Below are 16,866 nucleotides of genomic sequence, written 5' to 3' on the forward strand. Positions count from 1 at the left end.
CGCTTGGGCTGGAACCGGAGCCTGTGCCTGTGCCTGTGCCTGTGCCTGTGCCTGTGCCTGTGCCTGTGCCTGTGCCTGTGCCTGTGCCGGGGCCTTTGCCTGCCCCCGCCCCCGCTTCCGACGTCGGCGTAATACGCCAGATCACATTTGCCAGGTCGTCCGCCACGATCAGCGCGCCCTTCGGGTCTACCGTCACGCCTACCGGGCGGCCGCGCGTGGTGCCGTCGCTATCCCGAAAGCCTGCCACAAAGTCCTGCGGCGGACCGGACGGGCGCCCGTCGCGGAACGGCACAAAGACGACCTTGTAGCCGACCGGGTCGCTACGGTTCCAGCTGCCGTGCTCGCCGACGAACACGCCATTGGCGAATTTCGCGCCCATCGCCTCGGACGAAAAATCAACGCCCAGGGCCGCCACGTGCGCGCCCAGGCTGTAGTCCGGTTTGATGGCGGCCGCCACCTTGTCCGGGTTTTGCGGGCGCACGCGGTCATCGATATTCTGCCCCCAGTAGCTATACGGCCAACCGTAGAAGGCACCCGCCTGCACGGCGGTCAAATAGTCGGGAACCAGGTTCGGACCCAGCTCGTCGCGCTCGTTCACCACGGCCCACAGCTGCCCGGAGCCCGGTTCAATCGTCAACGCGGTGGGATTGCGCAGCCCCGTGGCGTAGACCTTGTGTTCGCCCGTGCGGGCGTTGATCTGCCAGATTCGCGCGCGGTCCGCCTCCACGTCCATGCCGCGTTCCGTGATGTTGCTGTTAGAGCCGATGCCCACATACAGATGACCGTCCGCGCTGGCGGCCAGCGCTTTGGTCCAGTGGTGATTGATCTCGGACGGCAACTCGGTCACGGTTTCAGGCGGGCCGCTGGCCCGTGTCTGGCCCGGTTGGTAGTCAAAGCGAACCAAGGCGCCCTGGTTGGCGACATAGAGCTTGTTGTCTATCAATGCCAGGCCATAGGGCGCATCCAGATTTTCCGCGAAGGTCGAGGCCGAGTACGTGCCGTCACCATCGGCATCGCGCAGCAAGGTCAGGCGGTTGCCGCCTTTTACCGAACTGGTGCCGCGCGCCTTGATGATGCCGGCAATGACGTCCTTGGGCTTGAGCTTGGGCGCATTGCCGCCCCTGCCCTCTGCCACCAGGATGTCGCCATTGGGCAATACCAGCGTCTGGCGCGGTATTTTCAGGTCCTTGGCGATGGCGGTGATCTTGTAGCCCTCTGGCACCGTGGGCATCTTGTCGCCCCAGTCCGCGGGTTTGGCGATGACCATGTCAGGCAGCAGCCCCTGCTCGGGCTTGGGTAGTTCCGGCGTGGGTCCGACCTGAGACGGCTGGCCCTGGGCCAGGCAAATTCCGGCTGCGGCGGCAAGCGGGATAACGGCAAGCAAGCTGGCGTGTTTCATTTGGCCCCTCTGATGTACGGCGTGCGAAAGCCCAGCCAGATCGCGGCGCACGCAAGCACCGCCACGATCACCGACAGGATCAAGCCCAGCGGCATGCTCGCCCAGGCATCGCGCGCGTGGATCAAGGCGTTGATAATGCCCAACACCCAGGTGGCCAACAGCACCACCGTGTACGGAACGATGCCGCGTGCGCGCTGATAGGCCCGGAAAAGATCCACGATGGCGAACAGCAGCGCGATGCCGCCGAACACCAGGCCGCCGATGATCAGCCACGACGCGAAATTATTCCACTGGATGTGAAAAGACTGCGCATAGGCGGCATCGGCCAGCGCGGCGCCTAGAAACCACGGGAACATCCCCGCCAGGAAGACTGCCGGCACGGGGTGCACGGTCAGGGCATATCTGTTTTCGATAAGTTGGGTCACGTCTGATCGCCTCTTAAAGTAGCGGACTCGCGCGCGGAAACATCGACGTCGGCAGCAATTGCCGTTCCCGGCTCCACAACAAAAAAGCCCAGCATCGGCTGGGCGTTTTCAGAAATCGGTGTGCGGCGCCGCGTGTCGTGGCGGCGCTGGGTCGATCAGTTGCTGTTGACCCAGTCCTGCGTATCCTGGATGAACCAAGGTAGATTCAACCTTTCGCCTTCACCGGACTGTATGGTCAGGCGCTGGCCTGATGAACCCGGGTTACCGGTTGCGGACTGCGTCGTGGAAGACGGCCGGCTGTGATAGTCCATATCGGTTTGCCGCGCGGGCTGACTTGTGCAAGCGGCCATTGCCGCGAAACAAAGCGGGGCAATGACGCACCGCACTGCTGAACGAAGAATCTGCATGATGATCGGTTTCCTGCTGGCGGCACAGGCCGATGTGCCGGGCAATCAGGCCTTAAGCGTGTAAACCGCTACCTTACTCGCAATGCCGGGCTGCGTCAGCGCGCAGAGGCCGCCAACGGCCGCCCGCAACGCGCAATCATTTAGCGATAATGTTCCACCGTTGCCTCCAATCCGCCCAAAGAAAAAGCCATGCAGCCCTTCGTTTTCCAAGGCCTATTGTTCCGTGAATTCCGCGATACCGACGCCCAAGATTTCGCGAATGCCGCACGGGAATCCGTCGATACCGTCGGCCGCTGGATGCCGTGGTGCACGGCTTCGTTTTCCGAGCAAAACGCGCTGGACTGGTTTGCGATGTGCCGCGCCAGCCGCGATGCGCAGACGGGCCATGAGTTCGGCGTGTTCTCGGAAGACGCTGGCCGGCTGCTGGGTGGCGTGGGGCTGAACGCGATCAATCAGCAGAACCTGTTCTGTAATCTGGGCTACTGGGTAAGGCAGTCGGCCCAACGGCAAGGCGTCGCGCATCGCACGGTGCGGGCGATGCTGCCCTACGCCTTTAACACCCTGGGCATGCACCGCGTCGAGATCGTGATTGCCCAGGGCAACGTGGCAAGCGAGGCGGTGGCGCGCAAGGCAGGCGCGCAATTTGAATGCACCGCGCGCAATCGGCTGCAACTGCACGGAGGCCCGGTGCCGGCGTCCATCTACTCGGTCATCCCCTAGCCCGCGCGTTGCGATCCGGGGCGGCGGGCCGCATGGGTCTCCAACAGATGCGCCTGGAAAGCCGCCACGCTACGGTTGCGCGGTTCGGTACGGCTGACCAGGCCCAACGGCGGCAAGGTGTCGGCCAGCGTGCAATCCAGCCGCGCCAGCGCGCCGGAATCCAGGCCTTCGCGCACGAAGCTCAAGGGGCCCATCATCAGGGCCTGGCTGGCGCGCAGGTAATGCACCATGGTGGCAAATGAGCGCGTGCTGAGCGGTTGCTGGGGCGGCAGTTCCCCGCATTCGGCGAACAGCGCCTCGAACGCGCGATAGGTCTGGCTATCCAGCGGTGGGCTGGCCCAGGGGTAGGCCAGCAGATCGGCGGGTTGCAGATTGCGGCGGCCCAGCAGCGGGTGCCCGGGCCCCGAGGCCACCACGCAGATATCGGCCAGCAATGCCTGGAATTGGGAATCGGGCGCCAGCTGCGCGGGTTCGCGCGCAACCAGAAAATCCAGTTCGCCATCCGCATAACGACCCAGCAATACCGGCAACGCGTCTTCGAACAATTCCAGACGAACCTGCGGCTGCCGGGCAAAGAACTCGGGCAGCGCGGGGTTGATGACGCCGCTGACGCCAGCCGTGATCGCGCCCACGCGCACCGTGCCTTCAAAGCCCGCGCCCGCCGCCGCCAGAGACTCCGCGCAACCGGTCAGGCTGTTCATCACATTGCGCAGCAACGGCAGCAAATCCCGGCAGGCAAAGGTGGGCCGCATGCCACGCGCGTGTCGTTCGAACAAGCGCGCTTCCAGCACGCGCTCTACTTCCAGCACCATCTTGGTGGCGGCCGACTGGGTCAGGCCGATCTGCGCGGCTGCGTGCTGCACGCTGCCCAATTCGGCCACCAGCACGATCAGCTGCAAATGCCGCAGCCGGGTGCGCGCAATCAGGCGGTTAAAGAGCGTGGCGGCAGAAGACGGGCTGCCGGGGGTGGGGGTGGCGGTGGCGGTGGCGTTACGCATGGATTCAGCTATTCCGAAACGGCATATCTTTTATTGATATTTCACTTTTCAAGTATAGCTATTCAAGGCGCAATAGCGGCCTGACACCAACAAAACAAGGGGTTTGAAATGCTGCACTTTTTCCGTCGCGCGCGGGTTCGCGCCGCGCTGTCCGCAGCGCTGATCGCGGGGGCCTGGTTGGCGCCCGTGCAAGCGCAAACCTGGCCCGACAAGCCGGTCACCATCATCATCCCCTTCCCAGCCGGCGGATCGATCGACGCCGTGATGCGGGCGATTTCCCCGCAACTGAGCGAACGCCTGGGCCAAACCGTAGTCATCGAGAACGTGGGCGGCGCCAGCGGCGCTATCGGCGCGGGCCGCGTGGCGCAGGCCAAGCCCGACGGCACGACGCTGCTGGCCGGCAGCATCAACGACGTGGTCTTGCAGCCGCTGGTCAATCGCAACCTGCGGTATGCCACGGACAGTTTCGACCCGGTGTCGCTGGTGTTCACGTCGCCGCTGATTCTGGTGGCCCGCAAGGATCTTCCCCAATCGAATATCGATCAGGTCGTGCAGGCGCTGCGCGCCGCCCCGGAAAGCCTGAGCTATGGCAGCCCGGGCCAAGGCACGTTTCAGCAGGTGGTGGTTGAAGACCTGCAACGCCGCACCGACACCAAGATGCTGCACGTGCCGTACAAGGGCGCATCGCCGCTGGTCAATGACCTGCTGGGCGGGCAGATCGACATGGCCGTCATGGCGCCGCCCACCGCGCTGCCGCATCTGCAACAAGGCCGCATCAAATCGCTGGGCGTGATCAGCCGCCAGCGCCTGGCGGCCTACCCCGACCTGGCCACCATCAACGAGAGCCAGACGGTCAAAGGCATGGAGATGGTCGGCTGGGTGGGCGTGCTGGCCCCCAAGGGCGTGCCGCCCGAGCGCCTGCAACGCGTGCGCGACGCGCTTGCCGCCGTGATGGACAAGCCCGAGGTGCGCGAACGCGTACTGGCCATGGGCATGGAGTCGGCAACCGCCTACGACAAAGCCAGCTTCGATGCCCGCATCCGTGACGACGTCACCGCGTTGCGCGCCTTGAACCTTCCGACGCAGCCTTGAGGAACCGCATGACGACCCACCAAGACCCCGACGCCGGCCGCGACAACCTCGGCATTGCCCCCGCCGACGCCGCCGACGCCGCCGACATACTTGCCACCATCAGCGCCAACCCGGCGTTTCGGGCCATCCGCCGCGATGTGCACGCGCATCCGGAAATCGGCTTTGAAGAACACCGCACCGCATCGCTCGTCGCCCGCGAACTGGCCGCCTGGGGCTGGCAAGTATCGACCGGCATCGGGGGCACCGGCGTGGTCGGCACGCTGACGCGCGGCACGGGCGCGCGCCGCATCGGCCTGCGCGCCGACATGGACGCCCTGGCGATGCCCGAAGCCAACGCCTTTGCGCACAAGTCGCAACACGAGAACCGCATGCACGCCTGCGGTCACGACGGCCATACCGCCATCCTGCTGGCCACGGCCTGGTACCTGGCGCGGCACGCGCAGTTCGACGGCACCATCCACTGCATCTTCCAGCCCGCCGAAGAAGGCGGCCAGGCCGGTGCGCGCGCCATGATCCAGGACGGCTTGTTCGACCGCTTCCCCTGCGATGCGGTGTTCGCGCTGCATAACTGGCCGGACCTGCCCGTGGGCAGCTTCGGCGTGCGGGCCGGGCCTTTCATGGGGTCCAGCAACCGCTTTCGCATCGACATCACGGGCAAGGGCGCGCACGCCTCGCAGCCGGAACTGGGCGTCGACCCGTTGGTCTGCGTCGGCCACATCCTGCTGGCGCTGCAAACCGTGATCTCGCGCAACCGCGCGCCCGACGAACCGGCGGTGCTGTCCGTCACGCAGATCCACGGCGGCGACGCGGTCAACGTCATCCCGCAAGCGGCGTGGCTGGGCGGCACGGTGCGCACGCACCGCGACGACACGCTGGACATGATCCAGCGGCGCATCGAAGAAATCACCAACGGTGCCGCCACCACGTTCGGCTGCACGGCCACGCTGACCTTCGAACGCTGCTATCCGTCGCTGGTGAACGACCCGGAACAGACGCGCTTTGCGGTCGAGGTCATGCGTGAAGTCGCGGGCCAAGAGCGCGTGTCGGATGACCTTGCCCGGCTGATGGGGTCCGAGGACTTCTCTTTCATGCTGGCCGAACGACCGGGCTGCTACGTGCTGCTGGGCAACGGCGCGGGCGCGCATCGGGACGCGGGGCACGGGCCCGGGCCTTGCCGCTTGCACAACCCGTCGTATGACTTCAACGATGAAGCAATCCCGCTGGGGGCCGCGTATTTCGTGCGCCTGGCGCAGCGGTTCCTGGGTAATGCAGACGCGCGGGCCTAGCGCGCGCCCCCTTTCACTGGCGCGGTTCCGGCGCGATGGCATCCAGCGCCTGGATGTCATCGTCGCTCAAGCGCAACGCGGCGGCATCGACGTTTTCGCGCAGGTGCTTCACCGACGAGGTACCCGGAATCAACAGGATGTTGGGCGAACGCTGTAGCAACCAGGCCAGCGCCACCTGCATCGGCGTGGCTTGCACCTTGTTCGCCACGTCCGACAACACCGCCGACTGTAGCGGCGAGAAACCACCCAGCGGGAAGAACGGCACGTAGGCAATGCCGTCGCGGGCCAGTGCATCGATCAGCGCGCCGTCGCCGCGATGGGCCAGGTTGTATTGGTTCTGCACGCAAACGATGTCGGCAATGCCGCGCGCCTGCTCCACTTGCCGCGCGGTGGCGTTGCTAAGGCCGATGTGACGCACCAGGCCCTTGCGTTGCAGTTCGGCCATCGTGGTCATGGATGCTTCGATGTCGCCTTCCGCCGGGCCGGCCACGTCGAACATCAAGCGCAGGTTGACGACGTCCATCACGTCGCGCCCCAGATTACGCAGGTTGTCGTGCACGGCCGACTCCAGTTCAGCGGCAGAGAAGGCGGGTATCCAGGACGCATCGGCGCCGCGTCGCGCCCCCACTTTCGTCACGATGACCAGGTCGTCGCGATACGGATGCAGCGCTTCGCGGATCAGTTGGTTGGTGATGTGCGGCCCGTAGAAATCGCTGGTGTCCAGGTGGTTGATGCCCAGTTCCACGGTCTCCTTCAGGACGGCGATAGCCTGCTGTTTGTCCTTGGGCGGACCGTACACGTGTGGGCCGGCCAGTTGCATGGCGCCGTAGCCAAGGCGGTTGACGTTGAATTCGGCCAGGCGGTAGGTGCCGGCTTGTTGGGCTTGGGTCATGGGGTATTCCTTGAACGGGGGTGAATGCCTGGCAGTCTAGGCCTGGATTGGCCGTGCGACAATCTGGCACAATCGCACAGCTTGTGCGGAAATCCGAACAATCGAGAAACGCCGTGGTCGACCTTCAAGACATCAGCGCCTTTGTTGCCGTTGCCACGCATGGCGGCTTTCGTGGCGCTGCGCGCATGACCGGGGCCAGCGCATCGCAATTGAGCGAAGCGGTGCGCCGGTTGGAAACGCGGCTGGGTTTGCGGCTGCTTAACCGAACGACGCGCAGCGTCGCGCTGACGGTTGCCGGACAGCGCTTGCTGGAACAGCTGACGCCCGCGCTTAACGCGGTGGAATCGGCGCTGGACGTGGCCAATCACTTTCGTGATCGGCCGGCGGGCAGGCTGCGGCTGAATGTGCCGCTGGCGGCATCCAAGCTGGTGCTGCCGCGCATCGTCCCCCCGTTTCTGGCCGCCTACCCGGAGATCTGCCTTGAGGTCGTTGTCGAGGACCGCTTTGTGGACCTGCTGCAATCGGATTGCGATGCGGGCATTCGCTACGAAGAAAGCATGGACCAGGACATGGTGGCGATTCCGATCGGCCCCAAGCGCCAGCGCATGGCCGTCGCGGCGTCGCCCGCGTATCTGGCCAAGCATGGGCGCCCGCGTCGCCCTGAAGATCTGCGCAAGCACATCTGCCTGCGCGGCCGCTTTTCCAGCGGCGCCATGCCCTCGTGGGACTTCGAGCAACAGGGCAAAACCGTCACGGTGGACGTGACGGGCCCCTTGATCGTGGGCCTGGGCGCGGCGGCCGACCTTGCCGTGGATGCGGCCGTTGCGGGCACCGGCGTGGTTTACCTTTTTGAGGAATGGCTGCAACCCTACATCGATCGTGGCGAGCTCGCGCCCGTGCTGGAACGCTGGTGGCCCGGCTTCAACGGCCCGTCGCTCTACTTCCCCGGGCGCCGCTATCTGCCGGCGCCGCTGCGCGCTTTCGTCGACTTTGTCCAAACAGTGCGCTGGTAGCGCAAACCTGAAATGACCACTCTTGAAGAACTTGGTCCACGCATCTGCCTGATGGGCCCATCAAACAGCGGAAAGTCCACGCTTGCCGAGGCGATGTCGCGCAAGCTGGGGTTACCCGCCATACATCTGGACCAGCTTTTTCACCAGCCGAATACCGATTGGGAGCCGCGCCCCCAGGCAGAATTTCTGCACTTGCACGGGCAGGCGATCTTGCAAGACCGCTGGATCATGGAAGGCAATTACACGGGCAGTCTTGCCTTGCGGCTGGAACGCGCCACGGGCTTTATCCTGTTGGAAGTACCGACCATGACGAGCCTTATCCGATACCTGCGCCGATCGTGGCTCGAACGTGATCGGCGCGGCGCGCTGGAAGGCGGAAAGGATTCGGTGAAGTGGGGAATGATCCGCCATATCACCGTGGTGACGCCGGCCAACCGCAAGCGATATGCCGAAATGTACGAGCGCATTGAGCTGCCGAAGATCAAGCTTGCATCGACCGATGCGTTGAATCGGTTTTACAAGATGGAAGGGCTTTCGGGTCGGGCGTAGCGCCGTGTTGCGGTAGCACCCGTAGTGCACGGGGGGCACGGGGCACGGGGCCCACGTAATGGTGCCCGTCCGGCGCAATATCCGACCCGCCGCCCTACCCGCCCGACCGTTGCCGACCACGGCGATGCGGGTCGGCGCCGAACGTGTCGTCGGTACTGTGGCGCGGTTTTGCGGCGGTACCGACCGGCCCGACCCTCAACGGCGGCATGCCCGCGGCGGCCGTAAAAGGCGGCGGCAGCACGGCCGCCACGCCAGCGGAAAATCGATAGGCCTGGTACGGCAGCAGGCCTTGGATCGTGCCCAGGTCATGCGCCGCGTCGGCCCGCGCTTGCAAGGCGGTTTGCTCGTCGCGCAGCTGGCGATTGGCCGCGACGGAACGCGCATCCAGCCGGGCTTGCTGATCGTGGTAGGCCTGGATGGCGTTTTTAAGGCAATGGGCCGTGTATTGATCCCGCATCGCGTCGACGGACGCGGGGGGCTGAGCAGCATCAACGCCGGCGGGTCGATGGGCGGCGGGCGCGAGGGGCGCCCCAGCCGCCATCGCGACCGATCCCTGCGCGGCTTGGATCCGCGCGTAGGAGGTCGGAGGCGGTTGCGTCGAAGAGGCGGCACGCGTTGGCGCCCGCAGGCGTTCGCTGCGGTAAGGGTCATGAATGTAGCGGTCTTGAACGTATGGACGCTGAATATCGGCGATACGGACCTGGCCGGTCGGATCAATAGCGCGGGCAGTCATGGCGGCCTCCTTGGTGATGCGTGGGCGACGGGTCGTGCCCCGGAAATGTCGGCTTCGGTTGCAGCGCTACGGTCGCCCGGCGGCTTTGGCGGGCATGCGGCGTTGGGCTGCCATCCACAACAACTGCGCCGCCGACCCCACCACGAAAATCGCCAACCACACCCCTAGCGCGCCGCGCACCAGAGGCGATTGCGGGCCATCGGCAAGCGGATGGGAAACGGGCAGGCGCGTCAGCGTTTCGGCAATGCCGGGCACCCACATCAAGAAAAAGCTGAACGAAAATCCCAGCTGCGACAGATAGGGACGCGACCGCGCCAACCAGGACAGGCGCGGCGCCAGCAACGCCCCCGACACCGCCAGCAACGCCAGGATTCCCAACGCATGCCCGGCATTGAAGCCACCAGAGCTGGACAGCCCGAACGACGTCAGCACGGCCAATAGCAGCCCGCCCAGATACAGCTTGCCCGTGCGCGTTGCGGGGTCGATGCCTCGATACCGCGCAAAGCTGTACAGGCCGACAACGGCGGGGACAAGGCTGATGAGGGTGTGGGCGGCGCCCAAGGTGGAAATAGGATGTGGCATGGCAAGGACTCCAGACAGGGAACAAACCGACTAGTTGGTCGGCCATCAGGGCAAAAAAAAGCGGAATAAAGCGGCACTGCAAATGCGGGGGTGTTAACGGTCAACGGCGCGCACCCCGAGGTGCGCGCATTCCACTGTCAGCCCGCCGCGCTCAACTGCTTGATGGCGGCGCGTGAAATCGATTCGAATACCTTGGGGTCGCCAAACGCGCGCGCGGTCAACATCGCGCCGTGCACCATCGACATGAACGCCTGCGCTTCGGCCTCGACCTTGTCGCGCAATTGGAACTGGCCCTTGGCCGCCCCGCTGGCCAGCACGGAACCGATCCACGCTACCAGCTCGGCAAAATAGGCGCGGACCTCAGCGGCGACGGCGCTGGGAATCAAGGGCGCCTCGGCAGCCAGCATGGCGCATATGCACATGGGCATGGTGCCCTCGCGGATGCACGTGGCCCAGTATTCCGTGTAGGCGGTCAAGCGGGCTTGCGGATCTTCAACGTGCTGGTCAAGCTTGGCCAGCCCCTGGCGCGCCTGTTCACGGTGCACGGTCACCACACTCAGGACCAGGTCTTCCTTGGTGGGGAAATGATGGTGGATGCTGGGTTTGCCGATGTGAACCTTTTCGGACACATCGGCATAGCTGAACCCGTGATAGCCACCGGCGGCAAGCAGCAATCGCGTCTGCTCGACAATTTCAAGGGCTCTGGGCGAGAGTTCCAAACTCATGGATTTCCAGTTCGGTTTACGAGTAGGCCCCTACTGGAATATTCGGCAGGGGCGCGCATGGAAGCCAATCTACTAGTTGGTCGGTTGCGAGTCAACAATTTCGTGCCGATGGATTCATGTCAGCAAGCGACTGGGCACCGCGCGCCTTCCTTGCCCGGGGTGCTTCAAACATCCCACCCGGCAGGACCGCGCGGGTTCGTTAGGCTACAGTGCCGGGGGGCCGACAAAATTTTGGACGTCGAGCCCCGAAATCCTGGAGAAACACCGCAGTGAACGACACCCGCCTACCCGATCCTGACAGCCCCGAAGCCCGCAAGGAACAGGAGCCCAGGCTTTGGCGCGATGACGGCTGGACCGCCCGGATCATCAAGAACGAGGAAGACGACGGCTGGGCCGTCGAAATGACGATGGACGGGCAATCCGAGCCGGCCTTGGTCGGGCCCTGGACCATGGGCCGCGACAAGAAAAACCCCAAGCCGCTTGATTCGCCCGCCTTCATCACCCTGGTAAAGACCGCCAACGAAGTGCTGCGCCGCCACGAACAGCAGCTGCATGCCACGCTGCACAAAAGCGTGAAGATCGACGCCGAGGCGGGCCGCTTGACGGTCAAGCTGGACATCGTGCCCGACGAAGACGAGCCTTACGCCGTGCTAAGCGCGTACGATGAATCCGGCGAACAACTGGCCCAGGTCAACGTGCCGCCGACGTACAAGCTGACCGTGCAGCGCGCATCGGAATGGGCCAGCGGCGGTTTCGGCAAACAGGGCTGAAGGGTCGTTCCGGCGATCCGGCGTTCCGGCGTTCCGGCGTATCGGCGTACCCGCGCTTCGGCGATTAGCGGTTCGGCGTCTCGTCCCCCCTCTGCAAAGGACTTCTCATGCCTAAATTCGTGACGATAGGATATGGCGACCAGGCAGGTTACGACCGCACCCCGGTCGCCCTGCGAGACGCCGCGCACGCGCACGACGCGCAATTGCAGAAAGAAGGCGTGCTGATGGGCATTGCGGGCACGCCGGTGCAAGTGCGCAACACCGGCGCGGCCGGGGTGGAAACCACGGACGGCCCCTACTTGCAGTCGCCCTTGCCCGTGGCCGGCTTTGCCATCATCGAAGCCGCTGACCTGGCCCAGGCCATCGCCATCGTGTCGCAAACGCCATGCGCGGTGGCGCACGGCGTGGTCGAAGTCTGGCCGCTGGAACAAACCTAGCGCATCGCCCGCCGGGTGGGGCTTGTTCACGGCAACGGCCTCTTGCCGGCAGCCGCGGACCAGACCGGATGACGTCAAGCCTTGCGGCCTGGCGCTGCGTTCGCGCCCAGGGCGATCGTTTCGGCCAGGGCCGCCACCGCCCCAATCGCCCAGATGGCGCCGGCGCCCAACACCGCCGCGCCTAAAGCGCTGCCCACCGAAAACCCGAAGTACATGGTCGAAGTGTTAAGCGCCAACGCGACAGGCGCTTGCGACGGCGTGCCCGCCCCGATCAGCCTTGCCATCTGCGCCGGAAAGAACGACCACACGGTGAAGCCCCACAAAGCGACGGCAAGCAGCACCAGGCCCAGCAAGACGCCCCTGGACAACGCCGTCGCCATCGGCAACGCCGCAATCGCCAGCACCACAAACGCCAGCCCCAGCAACATCAGCGATGCGCGCACCACGCGGTCAGGTCCGAAGCGGTCGTTCAGGACCCCGCCCGTCATGACACCGGCCGCCGCCGACAGCCCCCACAACGACACCGACGCGGTGATCTCCAACGGCCCGAAGCCCAACACGGCGTTCAAGTATTCGGCGAGGTACGGATAGGCGGTAAACGCGCCGATGGACCAGAACAAGCTCACCGCCAGCAAACGCAGCACGGCGGGTTGGCGCACCACGGACACGCGCTGGCGCAGGCTTGCGACCGCGATGCCCTGCCCCGCGTCGCGCTCGATGCCGGTCAGGATGCCCGCGATTGCCACGACGCTCATCGCGCCCACCAGCAAGAAGGTGGCGCGCCAGCCGAAGGCATGCCCGATCAGCCCACCCAGCGGCAGACCCAGCGCAATGGCCAGCGTCTGCCCTGCACTGACGATGGCAAGGGCGCGCCCGCGCATCGCCACCGGCACGATGACGCCGGCCAGCCCGTTGGCGGCCGGCACATACAGCCCCGCCGCAATCGCCATCAGCACGCGCGCCAGCATCAGCACGGCGAACGACGACGACAGCGCGGCCACAACGTTGCCAATGGCGAACAAGCTCATGGCGGCCAGCAGCACCTGCTTGCGCGCCATACGCCCGGTTGCCACCGTGGCCACGGGCGATGACAAGGCCAGCACCAATGTGAAGATGATGACCAGCAAGGCGACGGTGGGCACGGGCAGCGCAAAGTCCTGCGCCATGACCGGCAGCAGCGGCGCGATCATGAAGCCTTCGGTGCCGATGGCGAATGTGCCCAGGGCCAGGAAGCCGGCGGGCAGCAAGACGGCGCGCGAGTCTTGCGCAAGTGACGCGGACATAACGCGGTGCTCCTGATAGGCGCTGCCGCCGGCGTCGCGCAAACGCGGCCCCGGCGGCAGACATGCCTTGCCTTAGACGGGAATGGGATTGGCGGCGATTTCGGCGTTGAAGCCGTGCACCAACGCGTGTTCGCCCAGGCCGGGGTTGTCGCGCAAGGCGCGGATTGCCTCGACGAACACTTCCGGCGCATCCGTTGCCAGCCCGGTCATCGTCTCGGCGATAAAGGCGTCCAGCGGCATGGCGCGCGGGTCGCCGCTCTTTTTGATCAGGTCGGTATCGACCCACGGCGGCGCAATTTCCTGCACGGTGACGCTGGTGTCGCGCAGCATGAAGCGTTGCGACAGCGCGTACGAATGCAACGCCGCCTTGGACGCCGAGTAGACCGCGTTGGTGGCGATGGGCACGTAGGCCAGCACCGAGGTGTTGTGGATGATGGTGGCGCGCGGCTGGGCCTTCAGATGCTCGACCAGTGCCGAGGTCAGTCGGACGGGCCCAAGCAGGTTCGTGTCCAGGATCTGGCGCGAGACGGCGTCGTCGATCCGGCCCGAGGGATCGTCAAACGGCATGATGCCCGCGTTGTTGATCACGACGTTCAGCGTGGGATAGTCGCGGATCAGTTGCGCGGCCACGCGTTCGATATCGGCAGCGTCTGAAATGTCCAGCGCCACGCCATCGATCCCGGGGTTGGCGGCGGCCACTTCGTCAAGCAGCGCTTGGCGCCGCCCGGCGACGATGACCTTATTGCCCAGCGAATGAAACTGTTCCGCCAGCGCGCGGCCAATGCCCGAGGTGCCGCCGGTGATGAAGATCGTATTGCCCGTCATTTGCATGATTTGTCCTTGAGTGGCACCTGAATGGCGCCTTCCATGGACGAACTATGCGCGGTTCGGATGAAGTCTTAAATGTCGTAGATCCGGCATTTACGGACATGACGACCGCAGCCCGCCCCCACGCGCTGATGCGCTCGGGCGGTCAGGCGGCATCCTGCATCAGCGCCAGGCCGCGCTTGACGCTGGCCGGTGGCTGGCCCAGGTTGCGCAGGAACGCGCGCCGCATCCGGTCGCGGTCAGCAAACCCGGTGTCGCGCGCGACGACTTCCAGCGGGTACCGCCCGTCTTCCAGCATGACGCGCGCGGCCTCCAGCCGCAGCATCTCCACCGCTTTGGCCGGCGACCGCCCCGTCTCTTCCCGAAATACGCGGCTGAACTGACGCGGCGACAAGCTGGCCGCTTCGGCCAGTTCCTCGACAGACAGGGCGTTGCGCAGGTTTTCGCGGGCATAGGCCAGCGCGCGCTTGACCCGATCAGAGCGAGGCTCCAGCGCCAGCAGCGCCGAAAATTGCGACTGACCGCCGTGGCGGCGGTGGTACACGACCAGCTTGCGAGCCAGCAGGCGGGACAGGGTCGACCCGTGGTCCTCTTCGATCAACGCCAGCGTCAGGTCGATGGCCGACGACATGCCCGCCGATGTCCAGACGTTGCCATCACGAACGAAGATGCGATCTTCATCCACCCGCACCTTTGGAAAGCGCGCCTGTAGCGTGCGCGCGTGAGCCCAATGGGTGGTGGCGGCGCGGCCATCCAGCAAGCCGGCTTGCGCCAGCACAAACGCGCCCGTGCAGACCCCGGCAACCCGCCGGGCGTCTATGCCCGCCCGCGCCACATACGCGCGCACGCCGGGCGAAATTTCCTGAGGCACCAGTTGCCCCGCCACCATCAGCGTGTCCGGTATGACCCCGAACGGCGTCGTTTCAATACCCGCATTCATCGACGACCGAATGGTGCCGCCCTGCTCGGACAACACCGTCAACCGGTATCCGTCATCGCCCAACTCGGCATTGGCCAGTTCAAACGCCGACAGCGCCGCCAGGCCCATCAGCTGGAAGCCGTCTTCAAGGATCAAACCCACCTGCCGCATGATGCTTCCCTTCAAAAAAACGCGTCGCGTATCCGCCTGTAGCGCCGCGACCGGACACATTCCGAAAGGAGTATCCTACGCCGCTTCTCCCCGCCAGATTCACCCATCGCTATGCGCGGCAATCCCGACGCCAGACAAGGCGCCATCGCGTTGCACGGATTCTATTTCCTGTATTACGGCTTGCAGGGCGTCAGCATCCCCTTTCTTCCTCTTTGGCTGGCCAGCCGTGGCCTGGACCCGGCGATGATCGGGCTGATCGTCGCCACGTCGTTCCTGCCGAAGATCCTGTCCACACCGGTTGTCGCGCACGTGGCCGACCAGACCGGCCGCGCGCACGCCTTGATTGCGTCCGCGCTGGCGGCCTCGCTGGTGTTGTTCATCTGCTATCCGTTCATGCACGCGCCGGGCTGGTTGCTGGGCGTCACCTTGGTATTGAACGCGGTGTTTCCCGCGGTGCTGCCGTTAATGGACCGCATGGCCATTGCCAGCGGCCGCGCGCAGGGCAATTCGTACACCGTCATGCGGGCATGCGGGTCGCTGGGTTTTGCGACGGTGACGGTGGCAGGCGGCTATCTGATCAAGACTTTCGATGCCAACTGGGTGATGTGGCTGTCGATGCTGCTGATCGTGGCGTGCCTGGCATGTGTTCGGCTGCTGCCGCAGGCGGCGCAGCCCGGTTCCGGGACGCCGACGCAGGCCATGGCCGCACCCCGCGCGCGCCTGCCCATGCTGGAGGTCGTGCGTGATCGGCCGTTGCTGATGTGTATCGGCGCTGCCTCGCTGGTGCAGGCCAGCAATGGTTTCCTGTATTCCTATTCCACGCTCTACTGGACGGCCAGCGGCCTGTCGACCGCATTGATCTCATTGCTTTGGGTCGTTGGCGTGGGCAGCGAAGTGCTGTTCTTCTTCCTGGCGCCCAAGATCCTGGCGCGCAGCGGCGCCCAGTGGCTGATCCTGGCGTCGGCGTTCATGTCGGCCATCCGCTGGGCGGGCTTGTCCGTCACCACGGACCCGACGCTGATCGGCGCCTTGCAGCTGTTGCAGTGCTTCACGCTGGCCGGCAACAACGCAGCCATCATGTGGTACATCACGCGACACGTGCCCGCCGCGCACAAGACGTCGGCAATCGCCCTGTACGCGCTGTTGTCCGGCGGAGTGTTCATGTTTGCCAGCATCCAATTGGGCGGCGCGCTGTATCGCAGTTATGCGCCGGGCGGCTTCCTGGTCATGGCGGCCTGCGCGGCCTGCGCAATTCCGCTGGTCGTGTATGCGGAGCGCTTGCGGCGAAACCTGCAACCGGGCCAGATCTGACCCAATCGGGCCAAATCTGGCCCGCTATAAGTCGTTGATAAAACGCAGGTTATTTTTAATCGAGTCATATCTGGCTCGATTTCTCGTGAAAAACGGGCGTTTTCCGGGCATGGCACCGACCGCATGCCACTACAAGTCCGCCAATTTCGCCGCAAGCCATTGATATCGCGCGTCTATTTTTAAGATTCGGTTTCATGGCACGGTTATTGCATTACCCCGATATTGACCGAGCCCGGCGCATGGCTTCATGAACAATCGCCGGCAGCCGGTGCGGGCGTTTGACGGCAGCACCGACCGACGCCCCGGTATTCGCGTTAGGCCAACCA

19 protein-coding genes are annotated in these 16,866 nt (G+C 65.0%); 8 read left to right on the forward strand and 11 right to left on the reverse strand.

The features are described from left to right. From YH64_RS28975 to YH64_RS30695, 3 genes are all read right to left on the reverse strand, one after another. Positions 1-1,399 (reverse strand): sorbosone dehydrogenase family protein (locus YH64_RS28975; protein ID WP_143215600.1); only part of this gene is annotated, 1,399 nt, incomplete at its 3' end. Further along, positions 1,396-1,824, reverse strand: a complete 429-nt coding sequence (locus YH64_RS28980; RefSeq protein WP_046807793.1) for a DUF2231 domain-containing protein — start codon at positions 1,822-1,824, stop codon at positions 1,396-1,398. The genes YH64_RS28980 and YH64_RS28975, both read right to left, overlap by 4 nt. Positions 1,825-1,979: 155 nt before the next feature. Then, positions 1,980-2,231: a hypothetical protein gene (locus tag YH64_RS30695; protein WP_082134694.1), complete on the reverse strand. Its 252-nt coding sequence runs from the start codon at positions 2,229-2,231 to the stop codon at positions 1,980-1,982. Positions 2,232-2,420: 189 nt separating this feature from the next. Between YH64_RS30695 and YH64_RS28990 the strand changes: the two genes are divergently transcribed. Then, positions 2,421-2,951 carry a GNAT family N-acetyltransferase gene (locus YH64_RS28990; RefSeq protein WP_046807792.1) on the forward strand — a complete coding sequence of 177 codons (531 nt, stop codon included), beginning with the start codon at positions 2,421-2,423 and terminating at the stop codon, positions 2,949-2,951. On the opposite strand, the gene YH64_RS28995 is transcribed toward YH64_RS28990, so the two are convergent. Continuing rightward, complete coding sequence (locus tag YH64_RS28995; protein WP_052946148.1) at positions 2,948-3,949, reverse strand: LysR family transcriptional regulator; 1,002 nt, start codon at positions 3,947-3,949, stop codon at positions 2,948-2,950. The genes YH64_RS28990 and YH64_RS28995 overlap by 4 nt on opposite strands. A 108-nt stretch (positions 3,950-4,057) precedes the next feature. On the opposite strand from YH64_RS28995, the gene YH64_RS29000 reads away from it, so the two are divergent. Both YH64_RS29000 and YH64_RS29005 read left to right on the forward strand, forming a co-directional pair. Then, positions 4,058-5,041, forward strand: a complete 984-nt coding sequence (locus tag YH64_RS29000; protein WP_046807791.1) for a tripartite tricarboxylate transporter substrate binding protein — start codon at positions 4,058-4,060, stop codon at positions 5,039-5,041. Between the two features lie 8 nt (positions 5,042-5,049). Continuing rightward, positions 5,050-6,327 (forward strand): M20 aminoacylase family protein, encoded by a 1,278-nt coding sequence (locus YH64_RS29005; protein ID WP_082134693.1) that lies wholly within the window; start codon positions 5,050-5,052, stop codon positions 6,325-6,327. 13 nt (positions 6,328-6,340) lie between these two features. Here the strand turns inward: YH64_RS29005 and YH64_RS29010 are convergent, their stop codons facing one another. Continuing rightward, entirely contained in the window at positions 6,341-7,219 is an 879-nt protein-coding gene (locus YH64_RS29010; RefSeq protein WP_046807790.1) for an aldo/keto reductase family oxidoreductase, read from the reverse strand. Positions 7,220-7,332: 113 nt separating this feature from the next. Here YH64_RS29010 and YH64_RS29015 point away from each other — a divergent pair, with 113 nt between their 5' ends. Both YH64_RS29015 and YH64_RS29020 read left to right on the forward strand, forming a co-directional pair. Further along, positions 7,333-8,232: a LysR family transcriptional regulator gene (locus tag YH64_RS29015; RefSeq protein WP_046807789.1), complete on the forward strand. Its 900-nt coding sequence runs from the start codon at positions 7,333-7,335 to the stop codon at positions 8,230-8,232. 12 nt (positions 8,233-8,244) lie between these two features. Further along, positions 8,245-8,781 (forward strand): ATPase AAA, encoded by a 537-nt coding sequence (locus tag YH64_RS29020; RefSeq protein ID WP_046807788.1) that lies wholly within the window; start codon positions 8,245-8,247, stop codon positions 8,779-8,781. Positions 8,782-8,875: 94 nt separating this feature from the next. Here YH64_RS29020 and YH64_RS29025 read toward each other — a convergent pair whose 3' ends face one another. The 3 genes from YH64_RS29025 to YH64_RS29035 form a co-directional block, all read right to left on the reverse strand. Then, positions 8,876-9,514, reverse strand: a complete 639-nt coding sequence (locus YH64_RS29025) for a hypothetical protein (RefSeq protein ID WP_143215601.1) — start codon at positions 9,512-9,514, stop codon at positions 8,876-8,878. Between the two features lie 66 nt (positions 9,515-9,580). Further along, on the reverse strand, positions 9,581-10,096 hold the full coding sequence (locus YH64_RS29030; protein ID WP_046807786.1) for a hypothetical protein: 516 nt from the start codon (positions 10,094-10,096) through the stop codon (positions 9,581-9,583). Between the two features lie 137 nt (positions 10,097-10,233). Continuing rightward, entirely contained in the window at positions 10,234-10,821 is a 588-nt protein-coding gene (locus YH64_RS29035; protein WP_046807785.1) for a TetR/AcrR family transcriptional regulator, read from the reverse strand. Positions 10,822-11,090: 269 nt separating this feature from the next. Between YH64_RS29035 and YH64_RS29040 the strand changes: the two genes are divergently transcribed. Then, positions 11,091-11,591 (forward strand): hypothetical protein, encoded by a 501-nt coding sequence (locus YH64_RS29040; RefSeq protein WP_046807784.1) that lies wholly within the window; start codon positions 11,091-11,093, stop codon positions 11,589-11,591. 107 nt (positions 11,592-11,698) lie between these two features. Next, positions 11,699-12,028: a YciI family protein gene (locus YH64_RS29045; protein ID WP_046807783.1), complete on the forward strand. Its 330-nt coding sequence runs from the start codon at positions 11,699-11,701 to the stop codon at positions 12,026-12,028. Positions 12,029-12,102: 74 nt separating this feature from the next. On the opposite strand, the gene YH64_RS29050 is transcribed toward YH64_RS29045, so the two are convergent. The 3 genes from YH64_RS29050 to YH64_RS29060 all read right to left on the reverse strand — a co-directional run bounded on the left by YH64_RS29050 (position 12,103) and on the right by YH64_RS29060 (position 15,229). Next, positions 12,103-13,311 (reverse strand): MFS transporter, encoded by a 1,209-nt coding sequence (locus YH64_RS29050; RefSeq protein WP_046807795.1) that lies wholly within the window; start codon positions 13,309-13,311, stop codon positions 12,103-12,105. Between the two features lie 72 nt (positions 13,312-13,383). After that, complete coding sequence (locus YH64_RS29055; protein WP_046807782.1) at positions 13,384-14,142, reverse strand: SDR family oxidoreductase; 759 nt, start codon at positions 14,140-14,142, stop codon at positions 13,384-13,386. Positions 14,143-14,284: 142 nt separating this feature from the next. Then, the gene (locus tag YH64_RS29060; RefSeq protein WP_046807794.1) at positions 14,285-15,229 is read right to left on the reverse strand and encodes a GlxA family transcriptional regulator; all 945 of its coding nucleotides are present in this window, start codon (positions 15,227-15,229) and stop codon (positions 14,285-14,287) included. A 111-nt stretch (positions 15,230-15,340) separates the two neighbouring features. Between YH64_RS29060 and YH64_RS29065 the strand changes: the two genes are divergently transcribed. After that, positions 15,341-16,540, forward strand: coding sequence for an MFS transporter (locus tag YH64_RS29065; RefSeq protein WP_046807781.1), 1,200 nt, complete (start codon positions 15,341-15,343; stop codon positions 16,538-16,540). Positions 16,541-16,866: the final 326 nt, after the last annotated feature.

Source organism: Achromobacter sp. LC458 (genome assembly GCF_001005835.2).
In the GTDB taxonomy this organism is placed as follows: domain Bacteria; phylum Pseudomonadota; class Gammaproteobacteria; order Burkholderiales; family Burkholderiaceae_B; genus Achromobacter; species Achromobacter spanius_B.

What these genes read in the sequence shown, in the direction of transcription:
- YH64_RS30695 (WP_082134694.1), bottom strand. Translation starts at nt 2,231, where the DNA reads ATGCAGATTCTTCGTTCAGCAGTGCGGTGCGTCATTGCCCCGCTTTGT.
- YH64_RS28990 (WP_046807792.1), top strand. Translation starts at nt 2,421, where the DNA reads ATGCAGCCCTTCGTTTTCCAAGGCCTATTGTTCCGTGAATTCCGCGAT.
- YH64_RS28995 (WP_052946148.1), bottom strand. Translation starts at nt 3,949, where the DNA reads ATGCGTAACGCCACCGCCACCGCCACCCCCACCCCCGGCAGCCCGTCT.
- YH64_RS29000 (WP_046807791.1), top strand. Translation starts at nt 4,058, where the DNA reads ATGCTGCACTTTTTCCGTCGCGCGCGGGTTCGCGCCGCGCTGTCCGCA.
- YH64_RS29005 (WP_082134693.1), top strand. Translation starts at nt 5,050, where the DNA reads ATGACGACCCACCAAGACCCCGACGCCGGCCGCGACAACCTCGGCATT.
- YH64_RS29010 (WP_046807790.1), bottom strand. Translation starts at nt 7,219, where the DNA reads ATGACCCAAGCCCAACAAGCCGGCACCTACCGCCTGGCCGAATTCAAC.
- YH64_RS29020 (WP_046807788.1), top strand. Translation starts at nt 8,245, where the DNA reads ATGACCACTCTTGAAGAACTTGGTCCACGCATCTGCCTGATGGGCCCA.
- YH64_RS29025 (WP_143215601.1), bottom strand. Translation starts at nt 9,514, where the DNA reads ATGACTGCCCGCGCTATTGATCCGACCGGCCAGGTCCGTATCGCCGAT.
- YH64_RS29030 (WP_046807786.1), bottom strand. Translation starts at nt 10,096, where the DNA reads ATGCCACATCCTATTTCCACCTTGGGCGCCGCCCACACCCTCATCAGC.
- YH64_RS29035 (WP_046807785.1), bottom strand. Translation starts at nt 10,821, where the DNA reads ATGAGTTTGGAACTCTCGCCCAGAGCCCTTGAAATTGTCGAGCAGACG.
- YH64_RS29045 (WP_046807783.1), top strand. Translation starts at nt 11,699, where the DNA reads ATGCCTAAATTCGTGACGATAGGATATGGCGACCAGGCAGGTTACGAC.
- YH64_RS29050 (WP_046807795.1), bottom strand. Translation starts at nt 13,311, where the DNA reads ATGTCCGCGTCACTTGCGCAAGACTCGCGCGCCGTCTTGCTGCCCGCC.
- YH64_RS29055 (WP_046807782.1), bottom strand. Translation starts at nt 14,142, where the DNA reads ATGCAAATGACGGGCAATACGATCTTCATCACCGGCGGCACCTCGGGC.
- YH64_RS29060 (WP_046807794.1), bottom strand. Translation starts at nt 15,229, where the DNA reads ATGCGGCAGGTGGGTTTGATCCTTGAAGACGGCTTCCAGCTGATGGGC.
- YH64_RS29065 (WP_046807781.1), top strand. Translation starts at nt 15,341, where the DNA reads ATGCGCGGCAATCCCGACGCCAGACAAGGCGCCATCGCGTTGCACGGA.